General features: G+C 38.8%; 18 protein-coding genes. 15 read left to right on the forward strand and 3 right to left on the reverse strand.

The window, feature by feature from the left end:
- Positions 1–202 precede the first annotated feature (202 nt).
- The 3 genes from IQ274_RS00490 to IQ274_RS00500 all read left to right on the forward strand — a co-directional run bounded on the left by IQ274_RS00490 (position 203) and on the right by IQ274_RS00500 (position 4528).
- Positions 203–1303 carry an alpha/beta fold hydrolase gene (locus tag IQ274_RS00490; RefSeq protein ID WP_228057959.1) on the forward strand — a complete coding sequence of 367 codons (1101 nt, stop codon included), beginning with the start codon at positions 203–205 and terminating at the stop codon, positions 1301–1303.
- A gap of 627 nt (positions 1304–1930) precedes the next feature.
- Positions 1931–2440 carry a hypothetical protein gene (locus IQ274_RS00495; protein ID WP_193867027.1) on the forward strand — a complete coding sequence of 170 codons (510 nt, stop codon included), beginning with the start codon at positions 1931–1933 and terminating at the stop codon, positions 2438–2440.
- Positions 2441–2587: 147 nt separating this feature from the next.
- Positions 2588–4528, forward strand: coding sequence for a M48 family metalloprotease (locus IQ274_RS00500; RefSeq protein ID WP_193867028.1), 1941 nt, complete (start codon positions 2588–2590; stop codon positions 4526–4528).
- Positions 4529–4833: 305 nt separating this feature from the next.
- On the opposite strand, the gene IQ274_RS00505 is transcribed toward IQ274_RS00500, so the two are convergent.
- Entirely contained in the window at positions 4834–6366 is a 1533-nt protein-coding gene (locus IQ274_RS00505) for a glycosyltransferase (RefSeq protein ID WP_193867029.1), read from the reverse strand.
- Positions 6367–7263: 897 nt separating this feature from the next.
- On the opposite strand from IQ274_RS00505, the gene glgX reads away from it, so the two are divergent.
- From glgX to IQ274_RS00530, 6 genes are all read left to right on the forward strand, one after another.
- Positions 7264–9393 (forward strand): glycogen debranching protein GlgX, encoded by a 2130-nt coding sequence (gene glgX / locus IQ274_RS00510; RefSeq protein WP_193867030.1) that lies wholly within the window; start codon positions 7264–7266, stop codon positions 9391–9393.
- A 421-nt stretch (positions 9394–9814) separates the two neighbouring features.
- Positions 9815–10288: a YybH family protein gene (locus tag IQ274_RS00515; RefSeq protein WP_228057960.1), complete on the forward strand. Its 474-nt coding sequence runs from the start codon at positions 9815–9817 to the stop codon at positions 10286–10288.
- 36 nt (positions 10289–10324) lie between these two features.
- Complete coding sequence (locus IQ274_RS37180; RefSeq protein ID WP_265578501.1) at positions 10325–10453, forward strand: hypothetical protein; 129 nt, start codon at positions 10325–10327, stop codon at positions 10451–10453.
- Between the two features lie 8 nt (positions 10454–10461).
- Positions 10462–11751, forward strand: a complete 1290-nt coding sequence (locus IQ274_RS00520) for a glycosyltransferase (protein ID WP_193867031.1) — start codon at positions 10462–10464, stop codon at positions 11749–11751.
- Positions 11752–11860: 109 nt separating this feature from the next.
- Entirely contained in the window at positions 11861–13936 is a 2076-nt protein-coding gene (locus tag IQ274_RS00525; RefSeq protein ID WP_193867032.1) for an AAA family ATPase, read from the forward strand.
- A 100-nt stretch (positions 13937–14036) separates the two neighbouring features.
- Positions 14037–15743 (forward strand): N-acyl-D-amino-acid deacylase family protein, encoded by a 1707-nt coding sequence (locus tag IQ274_RS00530; protein WP_193867033.1) that lies wholly within the window; start codon positions 14037–14039, stop codon positions 15741–15743.
- Positions 15744–15786: 43 nt separating this feature from the next.
- On the opposite strand, the gene IQ274_RS00535 is transcribed toward IQ274_RS00530, so the two are convergent.
- Positions 15787–16101, reverse strand: coding sequence for a helix-turn-helix domain-containing protein (locus tag IQ274_RS00535; protein ID WP_193867252.1), 315 nt, complete (start codon positions 16099–16101; stop codon positions 15787–15789).
- A gap of 4 nt (positions 16102–16105) precedes the next feature.
- The gene (locus IQ274_RS00540; protein WP_193867034.1) at positions 16106–16447 is read right to left on the reverse strand and encodes a type II toxin-antitoxin system RelE/ParE family toxin; all 342 of its coding nucleotides are present in this window, start codon (positions 16445–16447) and stop codon (positions 16106–16108) included.
- Positions 16448–16677: 230 nt separating this feature from the next.
- On the opposite strand from IQ274_RS00540, the gene IQ274_RS00545 reads away from it, so the two are divergent.
- The 6 genes from IQ274_RS00545 to IQ274_RS00570 all read left to right on the forward strand — a co-directional run bounded on the left by IQ274_RS00545 (position 16678) and on the right by IQ274_RS00570 (position 21493).
- A complete protein-coding gene (locus tag IQ274_RS00545) occupies positions 16678–17628 on the forward strand; it encodes a DUF4365 domain-containing protein (RefSeq protein WP_193867035.1) in 951 nt (316 codons plus the stop codon).
- A gap of 210 nt (positions 17629–17838) precedes the next feature.
- The gene (locus IQ274_RS00550) at positions 17839–18003 is read left to right on the forward strand and encodes a hypothetical protein (RefSeq protein WP_193867036.1); all 165 of its coding nucleotides are present in this window, start codon (positions 17839–17841) and stop codon (positions 18001–18003) included.
- 35 nt (positions 18004–18038) lie between these two features.
- Positions 18039–18446: an Mpo1-like protein gene (locus IQ274_RS00555; RefSeq protein ID WP_193867037.1), complete on the forward strand. Its 408-nt coding sequence runs from the start codon at positions 18039–18041 to the stop codon at positions 18444–18446.
- Positions 18430–19434, forward strand: a complete 1005-nt coding sequence (locus IQ274_RS00560) for an aromatic ring-hydroxylating oxygenase subunit alpha (RefSeq protein ID WP_193867038.1) — start codon at positions 18430–18432, stop codon at positions 19432–19434. The genes IQ274_RS00555 and IQ274_RS00560 overlap by 17 nt, the downstream gene beginning before the upstream one ends.
- Before the next feature lie 260 nt (positions 19435–19694).
- On the forward strand, positions 19695–20435 hold the full coding sequence (locus tag IQ274_RS00565; protein WP_193867039.1) for a hypothetical protein: 741 nt from the start codon (positions 19695–19697) through the stop codon (positions 20433–20435).
- Positions 20436–20440: 5 nt separating this feature from the next.
- Complete coding sequence (locus IQ274_RS00570; protein ID WP_193867040.1) at positions 20441–21493, forward strand: aromatic ring-hydroxylating oxygenase subunit alpha; 1053 nt, start codon at positions 20441–20443, stop codon at positions 21491–21493.
- Positions 21494–21580 lie beyond the last annotated feature (87 nt).

Raw genomic sequence — 21580 nt, forward strand, 5'->3', positions numbered from 1 at the left:
TATTTTATCTTCACAATTAATCTGTTCCAAGCATCATTACATTTTTTACTTAGTAGTTATTAGCTAACTCAGTATTTTTATCATCCTGACAACACTGTATAAATCATTCCTAGGAGTGAAAGTTGGATGATTATAACTATGGTATGAACCTAAAAGACAATGCAGTTAACAAGGTATCCCAAGGTTTAGGCTCATGATATTCATGCCTCATAATTTTCTACTTATATGGCTGTTTCAACTGCTATCCGTTGGGATACTTGGTGGGGGAATCTACATTCTCTATGAGTGGTACGAACGAGAACTTATAGGAACTTCCTACTTAGTAGCTGGACTAGTAATGGTTCTGTGGACTTTTGGCGGCCGTTTTATCAGTTTGCCACTGCTGCGTCGTCCTGGAAATCAGGAACCCAAGTTTATGCGTAGTAAAACCGTGCAACGGTTGCCACGGCCTGATGGGAGCGTGTTACAAGTAGAGTTTTTTGGCCCTGAAGATGGTCAACCAATTATCTTGTCACATGGTTGGGGACCAAACAGTACTATATGGTACTATGCCAAACGACAATTAAGCGATCGCTTCCGAGTAATTGTTTGGGATCTACCAGGGTTAGGAAAATCCTCTAAACCGAAAAATAACGATCACTCCCTAGAAAAATATGCCCGTGATTTAGAAGCTGTTGTTGCTATAGCAGGGAATAAACCTGTTATCCTGCTAGGACACAGCATGGGCGGGATGATTAACCAGACATTCTGTCGCCTGTTTCCAGAGCAATTAGGGAGTCGGGTGGCTGGCTTAATTCTTGTGGATACTACTTACACCAATCCGGTTAAAACTTGCATCTTCAGCAATCTGGTAAGGAAATTACAGAAACCGCTACTCGAACCTTTGTTATACCTGACTATCGTGCTGTGGCCGATTTTTTGGTTGATGACTTGGCTTTCGTATTTCAATGGTTCGCTGTATATCAGCGTAGAACTATCTGGATTTACGGGTACTGAAACACGCGGTCAACTTAATTTTGCCGCTTTCCTATCAGCATTGGGTTCGCCTGGTGTTCTGGCTCGTGGCACACTGGCAATGTTGAAGTTTGACGAAGCACAAACACTCGCAACTATTAACGTACCTGTATTGGTCATGTGTGGGGCTTCAGATATAGCGACTAAACCTGTGGCAAGCGATCGCATGAAAGCAGAATTACCTTACTCTGAAAGAGTCACCATCAAACCAGGCGGACACATGGCATTGATGGAACAAAATCAGCAGTTTAGCGAAGCAGTCAGCAGATTTTGTGCTGGCTGCTCATAGCTGAGATCGCTTAAAGCTTATTTAAAGGCTAAGCGTACATCAGTCTGCGATTCTGGATTAACGTGATATTATTATGTCCGCCTAATCACTTATCAAAAAAAGCTGTCCGCGTCTGGTGTGTCGCCGCGTCAGAGCTTCCGCCAAAGTTCAGTTCGTCAATTTATCCTTCGAAAGGAACATACGAGAACTTTTGTACATACATCTTTTAGAAGATGAATGGAAAAAAAGTTTTTGCAAAAACAATATTTAAAACCTTAAGATTCTTGGTGAGACTTTGATTATGTAGTTATTATTCGAGCGCTCATTTGAAGAATCTAGTGATTATCGTCACCAAGCTCTTCTGGTGCGTCGGCTGCGCCAACGGGCACAGAAGAGGGAATAGAGAACAAGCAACAGTCGTAAAATCCTGACCAAATACTGGGTTTTAAGCCCATAAATTTATTGATGAAAAGAGGTAAAAACATTTTTTTTCGAGACACGTAATGCATTCGTGCAGCGTCTCGTAGAAAAAACAAATATGTCCTGATACAAATCCTCTAATTTTAATTAGGGGAATTTCCCTGTTCGCTGTTGCCCCTTCCTTGTTCCCTTTTAAATCTTCTTCAAAAAAAGTAAAGGAGATGGTAAATGCTAACAGATACTCAAGAGGGACGAAAACTGATTAATGAAGTAGCATATCGCATTGTGAGTGAAAAGGCTCCTAAAGAACGACCGCTTTACGTTGGAATTCGGGATAAATACTTTGCTAATCCAGAAAAGTTTTCACAAGAATCTAGTGAAGCCATTGATGAGCCGTTGGGAATGGGAGAAATAGCTATATTAGGAACTTTAACACAAGTAGTATTTCCTATTATTACTCCCATCCTAGAATATTTAATAGTTGAAGTTGCTAAAGGAATGGCTAAAAAAACTGGAGAGGAAATTTTTCAAGAAGCATCTCAATGGTTGCGAAGTTTATTTTCAGAACCGAAACCAAAACCACTTTTTAGTCAGGAACAGTTAGAAGAAATTGCAAAAACTATTCAAAAAATTACCGATGATAAAGTAAATACACAGAATATTGAGAATATTGAATGGGTCAAAGTTACAACGGTTACTGACTCAGTAATAACCAGACTTGCCCTTGCCAAGAAATAGCATGTTAAATGTATTCAAAGTAGTATACCCCTTGAATAGCAAGCGTTTAGCCGTTTCTCATTTAGTGTATTTTTTAAAATTCTTAGCTTGGAAGGGTTTCATATTCTACGTGAGTTTGCCCTGCAAAAAATAGCGGGAGGTTATTTCATGAACCAGGCTATTCTTCGCTCTAATACAACTCAACTTAATCCTTTTATTTTTCCGTCAGAGACAGATTCTCGTTTTTTGCTATTAGTCGTTGCTGTTATTGGTATCACAGTAGTTTTAGTCGATGCTATTGCCGGAGGAATATTAAAATTAAGTGTATTACTGTCATTTTTATTTGCTATAGCAGTTACACTCTTTGTTTTTATATGGGCATGGTATCAAGCAAAATGGTATGCAAATAGCAAGATTATAAAACAGGGTTGGAAAGATTTTCCACCTTCAAGCCAAGACCCCAAGGAAGCTAATTCTCTACAACAGTTAGCAGACTATGTTCAAGCAATTGTAGAAACCCTTCCGAATGTAAAAGCAACAAATCCTAGATTTATTTGGGATGATACAAGTCAAGGTTGCGATCGCCCGACTGGAATGGCTTTTGGATTTGGTAAACAAAAGCTTGTTTGTCTTAGAAAAGGTCTGTATACAGCATTTCTTCTGTTACCAAATTCATTTATTGCAGTTGTTCTCCATGAACTGGGTCACATAGCTAATAGAGATGTGAATAAAACTATTTTTGCTATTGCTCTGACTCAATGTTTTTTTCCTGTGGCATTGACTATTCTATTACTGTTCAATGCCTATGTTGTTTTATCTATAGTTAAAGACTTAATTTCAGGACAAACACTTGCTTCTGTTTGGGAAGGAATACCATTGATTGTAGAAATTAATATTAAAACAATTTTACTATTGTTGTTAGTCGAAGTAATTCGTAATAGTATCTTGAAAGTTAGAGAATATTACGCCGATGCATGTGCTAAGCAATGGCTTGGAACCGCAAACCCATTGATTGAACTCTTGTCTGAGAAGAATTCTTCTTCGGGCAGAAGTGAAATTAAGGATTTTGGCAAGCAAGTTTTACTCGTCATATCTCAAATGCAACAGAATGGTTTACAGCAAGCTGCATTTTCACTGTGGAATCTTATCGAAAAACAATTCCATACAAAATTTGCACCACTTCATCCAACCAATCGGGAACGCATTACTGCTTTAATGGATACCCGTCAGCTTTTCAGACTCAATTATGAAGTTGCTTTTATTTCAGGCCTTCTAACCGGGCTAGCGCTCAACGCCAGTTTTATTATGGCAGCTGCAATGGGTCAGCTTGGGGAAGTTGTGCATTGGATTAGTCACGCAATACAAGACATTAACGATCGAACAATCGTCTTAATAGCATTTATTATTGTTAAGGCACTTTCATTAATATATTTATTGAGTATTGCTTTTCTCGTCACGGCTTTTGGCTTGCTTCCAGTTATCACTACTGTTGGTCTTCAACTCCAAGCAGCTGCCTTTGCTGACAAGGCTGATTTTTCTGAAGAACGTTTACTTTCACCAATGAAACTAGTGTATTTATCGTTGGTATTGGGATTTGGTTTTGTTTTGGGGTGTCTTCTAGTACCTATACCTAATACTTTTTCATTGTGGAGAGTTTCAATATTAACTCTGATTCTCTATATTCTGGGATGGGCTGGTGTGTTTTTCGTGTGGATGATGCCGTTAAAATGGTTATCTGGCAAGTTATATACAATGCACACTGGAAATGACGTTCCAAAGAGCAAACGACGTTGGTTGTTAATCCTCTCGGCAATTGCCCTCTTGCCTTTGTTTGTAGTGATGAGTGTAATACAAATATTAAGCGTTCGTTCGCTTTCACCAGAACTTGTTCCTATCAATAATATTGAAATTTTCTTTGTAGTTTTATGCTTTTTTTTAGGGTTTGTCTTACAAGGACTAGTTTGGGTTTTTGGTTGGCTTATTTTTTTAAAAAAGGGCTGGTTACATCAATCTCATCAGCACAGATATATTTGGGCCGAATTACCCAACCCAATATCATTACCACCACTGCCACTGCCAGTTGACGATGATACTGTACCAGAAGTTTAAAGTAATTTATGCCAAAGGTCAAAAATACATTTGACTCTGTTTAAGTCCCGTATTTGAACCACAATCCCTTCTTGTAGAGATTCGCAGGCGTACATTGGTGTCAACTTAACGTGAAAGCCAGCCTATAAACAGCTTTTAAAGATTATCTCTTATCTCGTTTCCAGTGTCCGACTGGGAATGCCCGTCGCTGAGGCAGAGCCGCAATGAGCAACATTTCCAGACTCTGGCTGGGAACGAGAATTGAAAAGGGTTTTAGCTTAAGTTCGCACCAATGTACAACTGTACGCCCCTACTACCAAATCTTCTTAAAGGCTAGATGTACTGAGTAACTTTTGGTTAGATCCAAAGTAGAGGTCGCTTAATTCTTCCAAAGAAATATCGGTCTGCGATTCTGGATTACGAAAGTAGGGATGGATGGGCAGGAGTTCAGCGCGAGGGCGGGTTTCTGGTAAAGACAGAATCTGCTCAAGCAAAGTCAGGTAGTTTTCAGCAGTAGATTCCCAACTGTACGTCTTCAGCACCCGTTGCTGACCAGCTTGGGCAAAATAGTCCCACTCTTGAGCATCACATAGCACCCGCTCCAAGCCTCGTGCAATATCAGCAGGATCTTCTGGGTCTACGAGTATGCCATATTCCTTATTTCCCTGTCGCAAGCTTTCGCTAGGGCCACCGTTCTTGGTTGCTACCACTGGTAAACCTGCAACTGCTGCTTCTAAGGGCGCAAGTCCAAAGGGTTCGTAAAGTGCTGTCAGCGCAAATACCGAGCGGCGTTTAACCATAAACCGATAGGCTGCTGCCAGTGACTCTTGAGACTGATCTGACAAGCCAAATGCACTAATCTTGCCCCATAAGTCGTTTTCCTTGACCACCTCTCGAATGGGGGCTAATACCTCTTCAGCTATGCTGTCACTAGTCTCCTCGCGTAAGGGATCGTCCAGCCCCCCTGTAAGTAACATCAGGTTAGCTCGTTCCTGAAGTGTTGGACTGATTGCAAAGGCTTGCACTAGCCCTAATATGTTTTTTTTAGGCTCTAATCGACTGGATGCTACGATGACAGGCAAATCTCGACGTGGCTCTGCAATGTCCCGTGCCAATCGCTCCTGAATGAACTCTTCAGTCGCTTTCTCATTTTCGGAACGTGCCTTTGCACCGAAAATCGAGAAATCTGCTCCCGGTGGAATCACTGCAAAGCGGTTGTCGTTGTCTACATCCACTGCACTCCTATAGACTCGATGAGAATACTGTTGAAAGCGTTCTTGTCGTGTACTGGTGATATTAACGACCGAGCGATTCATGCTCAGGCGTTCGGCTAGGATGCGATATTTAAAATGGAATTGCTCATCTATTTCTAACAAGTTCTCTGAAGTGACTTCCAGTTTGTCCATCTTTTGGGCACCAAGAGAATGAGCAGTAAAGGTAAAAGGTATGCCTGTATCCTCTTCAATTAGAACGCCACACAGCCCTCCATCGGCGTAGTGAGCAGTCATAGCATCGGGTAAGCCACCTTGCTGTTGATAAAATTCCAAGATATTGGGTACCCAATCACTAATCAGATGAGTCCATAACAACTCTTTGGGAAGAAATTCTTTTGGCCCAGCTGGTAAGCGGATAATGCGGACGTTATCGATTCCTGGATAAGTGTCAAACGCTTCGGCAAATTCCGGCCATTCCGGATCAATAATTTGACGGGTGAGAATATCAACTTTGTGTCCCTTTTCGGCTATGGCTATGGCGACTTGCTTAACGTAGATCAGTTGACCCCCAAAATCTGGGTGTTTGGTTATGTGACTATTGTTTGAATCAAAATTGCCTTGAGGGTTGAGAAATCCAATGTGCATCGCCCACTTCCTTATACAGGTTGATTTCTACTAGAGATTTTGCCTAAACACGGCAGCATAACAACTTAGTAAGCTTGTTAAAAACTCCCAAGGCTGAAAAACGCAGGCAGTGAGACTTTACGTAAATACCATTGCTCAAAAAGCAAGCCAGAGGGCTTTTATTGATTCCCTTTAGCTTAAACCCCAGTCAATTCGCGCATTTTCCTAATATTTAGGTTAATCGCTACTGCGGTTCGCGCACATATACCGGATGGTATAAATGGTAAGGTGATATTTCTCTTTAAAATTCAACGTATTCTCGCTCTTGTACCGTAGTTACAGTTTTATCTGCAACTTTTGTTGCCCAAAACATATCAATACACTTAGTAAATAGTAAATTTATTTCTTCCACAACAACGCATTGGCTAAAGGAAAACCATATTTATTGGGCAATTCTATCACTCAAGATGATGCTTGCTATCAGATACAAATATTACAACAATAAGTAAATGCCAAAATCTATATAATAGTCTCATAAAAGATATTTTAAGTAAATCTACACGCTGATATAAATAAATTTATTCATTTTGGTAGATGTCCGTATTTGCTATTTTTCATATATTTATGAAACTGAAAAAAATGTGCAGAGAAACTTGTTAGCATATTTATGACTTCAAAGGTAACAAGGATGCTTCCAATATTATCAATTAACGATGAAAAATCCTATTTTTGAATTTAAAACGAGCCTTGCCATCATCAGATCTTAAGATTTTTAAGGATGGAAATTGCAATAAAATAGTAATTTTTCGTTAATTTAAACTTATTAGATTTAACCTTAAAATTAAATTGTATTAATTAGTATTAAACACATCTTCAAGTTTTTTATTAACAGTAAAATTAGTTCTTGGTAATTCGCTTATGTATGTAGCTGTATGGCCTGGGAATGTATATCCCTTGGGTGCTAATTGGGATGGGAAAGGTACGAATTTTGCTTTATTTTCGGAAAATGCAACAGGTGTAGAACTTTGTTTATTTGATGCTGACAATCATGAAATTCGCTTGCCTTTAACAGAAAAAAATAATTTTGTTTGGCATGCTTATCTACCAGGAGTAGGGCCTGGGCAACGCTATGGATTTAGAGTACATGGCCCTTGGGCCCCAGAACTTGGTCATCGCTTCAACCCTAATAAACTATTAATTGATCCCTATGCCAAGGCAATTGATGGGGAAATTAGCGATACCGCAGCTATTTTTGGCTACTCTTTAGATGCGCCAGAACAAGACTTAGCTTTTTCCGATTTAGATAATGCCGAAGTTATGCCGAAGTGTATTGTTGTAGATCAATCCTTTGATTGGGGAGATGACAAACTACTTTCTATACCGTGGCACGAAACTATTATTTATGAAACTCACGTTAGAGGTTTTACTAAATTACACCCAGAAATTCCAGAAGAATTACGTGGTACTTATGCAGGGCTGGCACATCCAGTTGCAATTCAATATCTCCAACAACTAGGAATCACATCTGTGGAATTGATGCCTGTACATCACTTTTTATCTTCTCCAGGATTTCTGGTAAATAAAGGATTGAAAAACTATTGGGGTTACGATTCCATTAATTATTTCACCCCCTACTCTGGTTACAGTGCTAGTGGCTCAGTCGGACAACAAGTGACCGAGTTTAAGCAGATGGTCAAGGACTTACACTCTGCTGGTATTGAAGTAATTTTAGATGTGGTTTATAACCACACTGGCGAAGGCAATCATTTAGGGCCAACATTATCGCTACGAGGCATCGATAATGCTGTGTACTACCGCTTGGTCAAAGATAACTCCCGCTACTACATGGACTTCACAGGCTGCGGCAACTCTCTCAATGTGCGTCATGCCCAAGTTCTGAAGTTAATCATGGATAGCCTGCGCTATTGGGTAACAGAAATGCATATTGATGGCTTTCGGTTTGATTTAGCCTCAGCATTAGCGCGAGAACTATATGAAGTAGATAATCTCGCAGCTTTTTTTGATATTATTCATCAAGATCCAATTCTGGCAGATGTAAAGCTGATTGCTGAACCTTGGGATTTAGGAGAAGGCGGTTATCAAGTTGGCAATTTTCCTTTACGTTGGTCTGAATGGAATGGCAGATATCGTGATACTGTACGGGATTTTTGGCGTGGTGAGGATGATAGCCTCGGGCAATTTGCTTACTGTTTTACCGGCAGCCCTGACCTTTACCAAGCAAACGGGCGTAATCCCAGCGCCAGTATTAATTTCATCACTGCTCATGATGGCTTCACGCTCAATGATTTGGTCAGCTACAACGAAAAGCATAATCAGGACAACGGCGAAGATAGCCGGGATGGGGAAAGCCATAATCGCTCTTGGAATTGCGGTGTAGAAGGAGAAACTAATGACCCAGATGTAATCCGCTTACGGCAACGTCAGCGACGCAACTTTTTAGCGACTCTAATGCTGTCTCAAGGCATACCCATGCTATTAGGAGGAGATGAAATTGGTTGCACTCAGAAGGGTAACAACAATGTATACTGCCAAGATAATGAAATTGCCTGGCGTGATTGGAGTTTACAAAAGTCTAATTCCGAACTACTAGATTTTGCCCGCGAACTCATTTATTTTCGTCATCAGCATCCAGTATTTCGGCGGCGTAAGTGGTTTCAAGGCCGTCCTATTCACGGTTTTGGGATCAGTGATATTGGTTGGTTTAATGACGATGGCAGCGAAATGACTGAAAAGCAGTGGCTAGTTAGTTATGCCAAAGCTATGGAAATTTTCTTGAATGGCGAGGGTATTGTTACTCCTGGCCGCCGTGGTGAACGGATTATTGATGAGAGCTTTCTGCTATTTTTTAATGCTCACTACGAAACGATTGAGTTTGCTTTACCCAAGGTTTTCAAAGACAGGGAATGGGAAATAGTTATTGACACCAATGAATCTCGCTTCCTTAGCCCAGGAAAGTTGGTTATGGGTGAGCAAACTGTGCCAGTTACAGACCGCTCTCTCATGGTGTTACGTCGTCTTGCTTCGTAAGACAAAAATCATAGGCGCGATCGCGCCTATGACAAAATAAAAAATTGAGTGACCGTTGTGAAGTGCGATTAGGAAAGCGATCGCACTTCACAATGGTCATTTGAAGTATAAAGTAAACTCCGTTAAAACCTACTTACTATTTGAAGGAACTAATGTAGTTACTCAGCAGACATCTCCAACTGGTTAATCTATCTGATTTTTCACGGTAAGTTCTCAAACAACCCGGCTTTTATACAGGCTGATTGTCAACAATTATAGATTAATGAAAATACCTAACCTAAAATCAGGGTTGGAGAAAACTGATTGACTTGATCGGCACTTCTTTTTGTATTTCTTTATGTCTAACAAAAAGAAGTGCTAAATGTGGATAGTAATATTAAAAAATTCTCGGTATGCGTCACTCAATCTACAGGTTTTTTAGATGATGAAACAGAGACAGGCAAGTATATACAAATACACTCAGCTACTTTGGAGTGTTTTGTTAGTGTTGGTAATTTGGAATGTACCCCAATCCGCTCTGGCAGATGTCAACTCACAGGAGATAAATGCAATTATTCACACGCGGGATATTGCCCTGCAAGCCATAAACACCCGCGATTTTACCAAAATACAGCCTTACTTGCACCCAAACTTCACAATCACAACGGTTGATAATCAGACTTTTCATCAAGTCCCTGAGTTTGAAAAGTACTGGAATCAGCAATTTTCCAGTTCCATTAAAGATATTAAAATGCAATTAAAGGGAGATACTCTCAGAACATTTCTTACTCCAGAAATTGATGTTGCCTCTGGAGAAGCGATCGCATCTTTCTCTTTCAAAGATGGCAAAGCGGCTGATATGGCGTTGCGATGGACAGCAGTGCTGCAAAAACTCCAAGATAAATGGACGATTTAATCGCTGCATTTCTCCTCAAATCTGCTGAATAACCCAGTGCTAAATGCTGCTCAACAATTGGGACGAATTCTAGCAGTTGCAGCAGGAGTCGGCGGTTTCCTTCTGGGAGCAGTGACGATGCTATTATTACGTCGCAGAACTAAGCCACGAACCGAAAGGATATAGCAAATAAAGTGGGAAGAAGCACCTATCAGCCCAATAAAAATATTAGCTTTCATCGTCGTCTCAAAGCAACCATAGTAGTTTTATTAGTTTGGGGTGGCGTGAGTTTGCTGCACTGGCTACCAGAAACACAATGGTTGATGCTGGGATTAACGGCAATCCTGACTGTGCAAACATTACGGATGCTGTTAGCAAAGCCAGAGGCGGCGGTGATGGAGAATGAGATTAATTTACCGCCAGTCTCGATTTTAGTTCCAGCTAAAAATGAAAGTCCAGTCTTGGCTAATCTAGTTTACAGCCTATGCCAATTAAATTATCCCAGCAATCGCCTAGATATCTGGGTTGTTGATGACGGTAGTACCGATGAAACCCCCCAGGTTTTGAGGGAATTACAAACTAAATTTCCATCTTTGCAAGTTCATCGACGGGAATCAAAAGGTGGTAAATCAGGGGCGTTGAATGCGGTGTTTCCCTTTACTCAAGCGGAAATTATCTTAGTCTGCGATGCAGATGCTCAATTAAGAGCCAATTTTCTCCAGCAAACAGTACCTCTATTTCAGAAGCAAGCGATCGGTGCAGTGCAAGTGCGAAAAGCGATTTCTAATGCTAATACCAATTTCTTAACCCGTTGTCAGCAGATGGAAATGAACTGTGATAGCTTTCTACAAACCCATCGCATTGCTATTGGTGGAATGTCTGAACTGCGGGGTAATGGGATGTTAGTTCGTCGAGAATTGTTAGAAAAGTGTCAAGGTTGGAATGAGAACACTGTCACCGATGATTTGGATCTTTGCTTCAAACTCTATTTAGCAGGTACGGAAATTGAGTTTGTGACAGTTCCATCAATTCAGGAAGAAGGTGTAACTACTTGGGAAAAACTTTGGCATCAACGCTGTCGTTGGGCTGAGGGTGGCTATCAGCGTTACCTAGATTATTTTCCGCAAATTCTTACTTTAGGTTGGGCGAAAGAAATTGATTTACTATTATTTTTTCTATTACAATTTCTTCTACCAATTGGACTAATACCTGATTTACTTTGGACAATATTTTATAGCCATCATCCAGTTCTGTTTTCCCTCCAGACACTACTCAGCATTATTCTGACGATTGCCTTTATTGCTGGACTTTACCAATTTCAAAATTTACGAGGATGGTCTTTGCTTTGGGCAACAATTCAAGGATCATTCTACATGGTGCATTGGATTCCTGTAATGATTGTGACGACTTTAAAGATGTGTGTGCAAAGGGAGCGATCGCACTGGGTGAAAACTGAACATCATGGTGTAATTAAAAACTTGTAGCAAATCACCTTACTTAATTAATTTTGAGTCTATAATGGCTTACAGTCTCATAGATACTGTAAGGTCAGCACCTTTAATCCGGCTTGCTTGTTCTGTACTCTTTTGACAGATGTATATTTCAAACTTCTCTATTTCCAATTATAAATGTTTTCAAGAAACTGACATCATTGAATTTAATTCAGGTATTAATATTATTGTAGGTAAGAATAATTCTGGCAAAACTGCACTAATTGAAAGATTAAATCTCAACTTTAAAAACTTACCACATAGTAGCATTAAAACTTTACCTGATAGATACACAACCTTAATAAATACCAATTCTAGTGCTGAAATTACATTAAGTTTTACTCATCAAGAATTTTATCGCTTTTTAGAGCAAATACCTAAACCTCTGGGAATTCCTATTCTTATATCTAATAGCTACAGAGAAGCTAAAGAAGAAGGAATAGCAGATCCAAAAGACCTTCATATAATGAAGATTGAAGAAAGTTTTGAAAAATTTAAGGATTTTTTAGCCAAAGATGATAAACTAATAAATTTGAGTTTATCTATTTCTGATAATTCAAAATTATTAGAAAATGGAAAAGGTAGCAAGAGATTTAATTTTGATATATATAATCCAGAATACACATATAATTATCAAACAGGGAAAGGATATTATCTTTTTGCCAAAATTGAAAAACACAGTCATGATAATGCTATTGAACTTATATTAGTTAATGAGCGAGAATATGATAATGGGGAAAGTTATGAAGTATTTTCTCATTATGATCGTTTTGTAGGAGATTACACTAAATCGATAGCCTATAAAATTTTTGATTTATATAAAACTCGTATTTATCGATTCTATGCAGAACGTCCTCAAGCTGGTACTTGTCCCTATGGAGACAGTGATGAACTAAAACCGGATGCCTCTAATCTTGCAGAAGTGCTGAATTATTTGCAATCAAATCCAACAAGATTTAAAAAATTTAATGATTTTGTTAACTTGATTTTTCCCCAAATTAAATGGATTTCGGTTATTCCTAATAATGGAAAGTTTAAAATCTTAGTTTGGAATATATATCCAAGTACAGAAAGATCCGATTTAGCACTTTCTTTGGAATCATGCGGTACTGGAATTAGCCAAGTTTTAGCTATTTTATATATTGTCGTTACCTCACAAGATTCTAGAACTATTATTATTGATGAACCTCAGTCTTTTTTGCATCCAGGAGCGACGAAAGACTTGATAGAAATTCTCAAGGAGTTTCCTCAACATCAATATTTTATTACAACTCATTCGCCAGCAATTATTGCTGTTGCTGAACCTTCTAATATCATCCAACTTAAATATGACGAAAAAGAGTATAAAACAGTTATATCTGTAATTGATTCACAAAGGACACAGGATATGTATAGCCTCTTAAGTGAAATTGGAGTTCAATTATCAGATATTTTTGGTGCGGATCGTATTCTTTGGGTAGAAGGTGAAACTGAAGAAATATGTTTTCCTTTAATTTTGAAAAAAATTGCAAAACAAAAGCTTAGAGGAACTCAGATTTTACGTGTTCATTCCACAGGGACATTAGTTGATACTAAAAAAGATAAATTATCTGAGGCTTTCTTTTGGCTTTATCAAAAAGTTAGTAATAAAGAAAGTTTATTTCCACCAGCAATTGGTTTTGTATTTGATAAGGAAGGTAAAACAAAAGAACAGTGTATTGAACTGGAAAAAAGAAGTGAAAATTGTAGATATATGGAGAAACTCAAACATAAACCAATTACTTGGTTAACTCGAACCATGTATGAAAATTACATATTGCACCCAGAAGCTTTAGTATACGTAATTAATAAAGAGTTACAAACTGCTACCGTTAGTAGAGACGTAAATGAATTACCACGAGAATCCATAACTACTGAAAAATTAGAAATGTGGTTAAGGGACAAAATTAATAAAGAATTTCAATCTAATAACAAAAGATATTTTCCAAATGGTGTTAAAAAAGAAAAAAATAATAATCAAGAATGGATTTATCAGGAAATCCATGCTTCACATATTTTAGAAACATTGTTTAATGACTATAAAATAGAATTTAGGAAAACTAAACATTCTCCTGAGATTACGAAGTGGATATTAGAAAATGATAAGGTTTATTTAAGTGAATTAATAAATATAATTGAAGGCGTGTTCAAACAAACGTAGCAGTAATATTTTATGAATCTTTGTTATTTGAAATTTTTATTATTTTATACTTATGTGAAATTAATAATGATAATTAGCAATCACGATCAAACAAATAATCATGCTAGATTTGTTGATTCAAAACGGGTTAATTTTTGATGGCTTAGGCTCTCCAACTTTGCGCGGAGATATTGGCATTCAAAACGGCCGCATTGTCACCCTTGCACCCTCTTTAACTACCCCAGCGCGTGAAGTGGTTGATGCTTCTGGGTTATGGGTGACACCTGGATTTATAGATATTCATACTCATTACGATTTAGAGTTAGAAATTGCACCAGGATTGAGTGAATCAGTGCGTCATGGTGTTACCAGTGTGGTTATTGGTAACTGTAGCTTGTCTGTTGCGATCGCAGAACCCCAAATCCTGGCTGATATTTTTCAGAGGGTAGAGACACTTTCCCATCGGCTGATTGCAAAATGGCTAGAAAAGTCGGTTTCCTGGCAGACACCAGCAGAATATTTACAGCATTTACAACAGTTACCCCTTGGCCCCAATGTTGCCCCAATGTTTGGACACAGTGCCTTACGCGCTTATGTGATGGGATTAGAACGCAGCTTAACTGTTCAGCCGACAAAATTTGAACTAAATCTTATGCAGCGCATAGCTAGAGATGCAATAGATGCTGGCTTTATTGGCATTTCTATTGATATGTTTCCCTGGCATCGGATGAGTGGAAAATGGCAAGGCTGCACAATTCCCTCTCAACACGCGAAATTTAATGAATATGCAATGTTGGCGGATTTATGTCGGCGGTGCGATCGCGTTTTTCAAGTCACACCCAATTTACAACGACTCGCTTCCTTTGTGGATATTCTGCGTATGGGTTCAGGGATTGGACAAAAACCACTGCGGCTAACTGTCCTCTCAGCCTTAGATGCCGTACACAATCGCAAACTATGGCGAATATTTTCCCCCCTACTTTTTATTTGGAATCGGCTTCTAAATGGTAATGTGCGCTTTCAAACCCTAACTGAACCTTTCACCATTTACTCTGATGGATCTGTGACTCCCTTATTTGAAGAATTCTCCACAGGCGCACAACTCAATGGCTGTCAGTCACGAGAGGAAAGGCAACAACTATGGGCATCGGAAATTTTTCGTCGTCAGTTTCGCCAAGAATGGCTGAGTAAACGGCGTAAATCATTCCATCGTCAGTTAGATTTGATGGAAGTTATTCACTGTCCCGAAGCAAGTTGGCAAGGGTTAAGTTTTGCCCAAATTGCTCGTCAAAAGCAACAAGAATCAGTAGATTTATTTATCGACGCATTACAAAAATACGATACAGATTTACGCTGGGTGGCGACAGGAGCGAACGATCGCCTAAAACCCCGTTTAGCAATGATGCAGCATCCTCATATTTTGCCTGGTTTTACCGATGCTGGCGCTCACGTGCGTAACCTGGGCTACTATGATGGAGCTTTATCTTTGCTCAAACAAGCAGTTGCAACGAAGTTTCTTTCACCTGAAGCTGCGATTTGCCGGGTTACGGGAGAACCTGCTGGTTGGTTTCGTCTTGATACAGGAGTTCTCAAAGTTGGTGCGAAAGCGGATATAGTTTTACTCGATCCCAATGCTTTAAATCAGCCAATTAGCCCGCAGGTGCAGATATCAGATCCAGTTTTAGATGGTGAACCTCGGATGGTTAAGCGTGGTTCGGATGAGATTGTGCAAGCTGTTTATATTAATGGGGTTCAGGTTGTTTGTCGGGGGAAAGTGAGCGATCGCTTGGGGCGTGAAAAGTTGGGAACTGTTTTGTTTCCTTGTTGAATTATCTCACGCGGAGGCTTGAGAGGGGAGCATTGAATTGCTTTTACCCCACACCAGCAATCACCTGCCCAATATCTTGAGGGGTTGCACCTGTTGCTAACATTGCCCGGATCAACAATTCAATTGATACTGAAGCATCGCCATTTTCTGCTTTAGCAATCCGAGGTTGGCTGGAACTAATCTTAGCAGCGAGTTCACTTTGAGTCATCAGTTTTTGTCGGCGCTCCTTCAAGTTTTGGCTGAGAGCTAGCTTAATTTCAACCAAGATAGTTTCTTCGGGTGTTAACTCCAAAAAATATGAAACTGTACCAATTTTCCAGCCTTTAGATTCCAAACGTTCTCTCTTCGCTTGATCCATCATATTACTCCTGTTGATCGGTATCGTATTTGCTCAGACGCTTTTTGCAAACCTCAATTATCTTCTTGGATGTTGTTCTCGTTGTTTTATTAAAGACTTCAACAATCAAGATTGCATCGTCATCGATTCGATAAATGATTCTCCAGTTTTTATCTGTATCTCTAATACGTAATTCATAACAGTGAATTCCTATACTTGGCATAGGGCGTGAATGTGGCAACCCAATGAATTCACCTTCCTGTAATTGTCTGAGCAGAACACCCGCTTCTATGCGTGCTTCTTGAGTGAAAGGTGGGGTTTTAACTTCACCATGTAACCAAACTAAAGGCTTACTTTGATCTCCCATACTATTTTATATCATATCTGATATATCGATATAATATACCTATGAAAGGGAACTTATATTAATGGGATTCAGGTTGTTTGTGTGGGCAAGGTGAGCGCTCGCTTGGGGCGTGAAAAGTTGAGAACTGTTTTGTTTCCTTATTAGTTCTACTTTAGGTATTGCTACTCCTACCTATTTATCATCCTAGATAGCAGTTGAGTTAAGATTATGAGAAAATTTATAATACTGTGATGACCAAGTTACCAAAACGTACAAAGTCTCAGAGAATCGGCCAAAGTGCGGCGGACTTCCTCAAATCAATTTTTACTAAATTTTGCATTGTTATTCCTGTTCCTCAAGAACTGGATCTTGGCATTGATTTTATCTGTGAAATTATGCAGGGAGAGTACCCAACTGGAAAGTTATTTAACATTCAATGTAAAGGGACAGAAGAAGCTGAAGTAAAAGGCACTTCAATTACAGTTCCTATTGCAGTAACGACTCTTAATTATTGGTTACTTCAGAAAAATCCCACATTCTTAATTATTGTTGACTGCCAAAATTACATTTTTTATTGGTCTTTTCCAAAAGATTTTCTTAGTTCACTTGAGAAAAACTGGCAAAAACAAAAAAAGGTATCGCTCCCGGTTTCTATTCAAAACCGTTTTGAGCAAGATATAAACTCTTTACCATCTCAATTAGTTTCAATAGTTAATTCACAGGCTTCTGTGACTCCTCAGCATGGCAATTATCTTGGAACGTTGACTCTCGCAGATGCTATAAAGAGAGCTATTAATTCTGGATTAGATATAGTGATTGCACCCTTCCATCGTCCTTTCCAGTATATTGGAATGTCTATCACAGAAGCTACAAAAGCGGTTGGGGGGAAGCCTAATGAAGTAGGTAACATTATCATTGACTCTGAGCAATCGCACATGGTATTAGAGGCAGAAGGAAACTTTATCAGCTATGTGGATGTTGAAATCAAAAAGACTGCGCCCTGGAGTCAAAGCCGCCCGTTCGATTCTGAGCAAATCTTGGGTGTACTTAGTATTAATCCATCCGAGTTAGAACTAGTCCGCAAACAGACGCACTTTCACACCTATTATGACCACAAGAGGAAGTTAAAGGTCAGCATATCCTGCCAGTATGAGGGCGCACCTCTGTCAGTAGGATTCAGTAGTAAGTATTATGGAATGTAAGGTGTGGAATATGGTCAAGTGCGATCGCTCTTCCTGTACGCTACGTTAACGAAATATAACGCACCATTTTTATGAAAGTAATACCTACGGCAGGTGGAGCGATCGCTTTATTCAGGACAGGTATGACTTTGCTATATTAGATAGTGCCTCACCAATAATCACTCGTAAATAACTTGTAAAATTTAAACAGCAAAAAATCCCTCCATTCTTATGAGTGAAAAACTTCAGACCGAAAAAGACAAGCTACAGACAAGCACCAGTATAGAAATAAATCAAGAAACAGAAAACGAAAAAGTTTTATGTTCTCATTGCCAGCGTACTGCTACAAACGGTATTAAATGTAAAGGTATTTGTGTGGCTGATAATGACTATTAAAGTACAACTTATATTGATTTATCATACACTCTATTATGATTAATATCAATTCTAATCATAAACAAAAACTAAGAAATAGAATTAATAATCAAATTCTGGATCATCCTTTTACAGACTATTGGGATATTTTTATTCTTAAACATCAACATCCAATTAATATTACTCTACACATTTTTGGGATATTCTTCTTTTACAGTTTACTTTTTTATACTTGGAAGTTGCAAAACTTTTGGTTACTCTTAGGATTACCATTAACTCAATTAGTGGGATTAACTGGACATTTTTTATTTGAGCGTAGCCATATTGATTTACAAGATGCTGTTTTTTCTTGGCGGGCTTCTTATTGTTTAGGTAAAATGTTATTTAGAATTTTGACGGGTAAATATCGAGATGATATTCGTCAGCGGCAAGAAATATTAAATAATTATGCAAATATTCAATAATTGGAATGTAATTGTTAAAGGTTGGTATATTGCCTGTCCTAGTCATGAAATTCCTAAAAAAACAGCAAAATCTGTAGAAGTATGCGGTCATAAGATTGCCATTTTTAGAGGTGAAGATGGTCAAGTACGTGCTTTAGATGCTTACTGCCCTCATTTGGGAACAGATTTAGGAATTGGGAAGGTTGACGGTAATTGGATTCGTTGTGCATTTCATCATTGGGCATTTGATGAAACAGGGCTTTGTCAAAATATTCCCTGTCAATCAGAAATTCCTCCTCAAGCTAAATTACAAGCTTATGCAACAGAGGAAAAGTATGGATTTATCTGGATTTATCCTGATACTGAAGCACCAGAAGGAGTGGCTGATTTTGATGAATTGAAGGGTAAAGAAATTGTTGCAAAAGCTGATATTGCATTTGCAAGAAGTTGCCATCATCATATTTGTATGATGAATGGGATTGATGCTCAACATTTAAAAACAATCCATCATTTAGACATCAAGATGGATCTGTCGCTACATCACAGTGAATTAAAAACACAAATTGACTTTACAATGCGGGGAGAATTCCCTCAAACTACTTGGAGAGAAAAGTTAGGTCAAAGATTTCTTGGTTCTACATATCAGTATTCAATGCGTTATGCTCATGGTTGCATTGGTTTGTTAACAATGATGAAGGATGTTAGACTTTTTCCGCCGCTGTTTATGATATATGCTTATACTCCAATTGCGCCTGGAAGAACGATAATTCAACCGATTTATGTAACTGAAAAACGTCAAGGTGTTGTGGGATATTTGCTGAGTCAGTTTTTGCTATTCTGTACGCGCTTGGCTTACTATATGCTCAGGGATGAAGATGGTAAAATTTACGACAATATTCGCTTTAATCCGAATTTACTCCTTAGTATCGATCGGCCATTAGCTGAATATATAAAGTATGTGAATCAGCTAAAACCGTCTCGATGGTCAAAAAATAGGGGTGTAGAATAGTAGGTTGGATTAGCGATCGCTTAACCCAACAAAAGCTTTGGGAATGTTGCGTTTTGTTTCTCAATCTAAATACATCTTAATTATTTTGTAGAGTGCGCTATTTACATCAACTCTTATTCAAAAGGTGCAAGATGTGAATACAGAATTGTAGTGTAGATAACCATTCTGGAATCTGTCACATTACACCGTAAATTTACCATAATGGTCGATAAAGTTTTAATGAAATATCATACAAATCGAGTCTAGGTAATTTACGAATAATGAAAAGTTTGCTGATTCCTGTTCAGAATTTGCAGCCAAGCGATCGCACCGCCATGTATGCGCTGCTGCAAAATCACTTTAAAGGTATAACCTGGGATGGGTTTGAAATTGATCTAGAGCGCAAAAACTGGGCTTTGTTGTTGAGAGATGAGACATCCAACGCACTCAAAGGATTTTCAACTTTGATGTTATGCCAAACAACTTTTTTGGGAGAAAAAATTAGTGTGGTGTATTCTGGCGACACTATCGTTGATCCGAGTGCTTGGTCGAGTACAACACTACCACGTAGTTGGATTGCCGCCATCAATTTTCTGCGTCAACACTATGCAGAAAATAAACTTTACTGGCTGCTAATTTGCTCTGGTTTTCGCACTTATCGTTTTCTCCCTACTTTTTGGCAAGATTTCTATCCGCGTTATGATGTCACAACACCTGCGGATGTAACAAATCTGATGGCAAGTTTAGCACGCGAATACTATGGTAGTTTATACCAAGAATCAACTGGTATCGTCAATTTCCCGCATCCCCAAATTCTCTGTGAGGCATTAATTGAAATCCCCACAGGAAGACAGACTAACCCCCATATCCAATTTTTTGAAGAGAAAAACCCCGGCTATCGATTAGGGGATGAATTAGTTTGTTTAACTGAAATTAACTATGATAATCTCACTCGTGCTGGAAAACGGATGTGGGAGTCAGAATCATCGTTACAATTTGTGCAAGATTGTGTTTTAATTTAACTTTTATGGCATCTACAAATCCACAATCAAACTTTAATAATCCGACACAATTTATAGAGGGATGGTATTGGGCATTAGCATCAAAAAAATTAAAAATTGGCAAGGTAAAAGCAATAACGCTGCTAGGTAGAAATCTGGCAATTTATCGAGGAGTTAGTGGCCAGGTAGTAGCTATAGATGCTTATTGTCCACACATGGGCGCTCATTTAGCAGAAGGTAAGGTAGAAGGTGATGGAATTCGCTGCTTTTTTCATAATTGGAAGTATGATAGTCGCGGAATTTGTGTAGATGTTCCTTCTTTGGGAAAACCGCTACCTGTATGTATTAAAACTTGGCATACAGCAGAAAAATACGGTATAATTTGGGTTTGGTTGGGAAAAGAAAAGCCAAGTTTGCTGCCTTTTGTACCAGAGTTAGAACAGGCAGATTGTGATTATATATTGGGGACTCGTTTTGTTAAAAACTGCCATCCCAATGTCTTACTAATTAATGCGATTGATGCTCACCACTTCAATACAGTACACAATTTACCTTTAGAGATTGTATTTGATTCTCAAAACCTCAACCCTAACGCTATTACCTTCAGCAACACTACACGCGGAGGAGATGATTCTTGGTTAATCCGCCTGATTCGTCCTCTATATCGCAACGAAGTTACTTATAGTATGTGTTACTGGTATGGCAGCACTGGCACTGTGACGCTAGGCCCGGATTTTCTGCACTTCTACATTATATTTACACTGCGAATGGTAGAAGGTGGTAAAACCGAAGGGCAAACAATTCTTGTCACTCCTAAGCGTCCGGGATTTTGGGGATGGGTTTTAAATCGTGGTTTGTTATGGTTAACTCAACAGGTTGGTAATTATTTTGCAAAAGGGGATACGCAGGTATTTCAGACAATTCAGTTTGATTTGAAGACTCCGACTAAAGCAGATCAATCTATTCTGGAATTTATTCAGCACGTTAATCATCAGAAAGCTTTAAGCTGGGGAACTTGGGAAACTGTTAATTATCCAAATGTTCAAACTTTAGCAACACCTAATAATAATTCGCTATGAAAATGCGGTTAATTATTAAACGAACCGCGAAGAGCGCAAAGGACGCAAAGGTAAGACAGTTGTAAAGGGTTTGTGCGTCAATCCCGT

The organism is Nostoc sp. LEGE 12447, from assembly GCF_015206985.1.
Taxonomy (GTDB): Bacteria; Cyanobacteriota; Cyanobacteriia; order Cyanobacteriales; family Nostocaceae; genus Nostoc.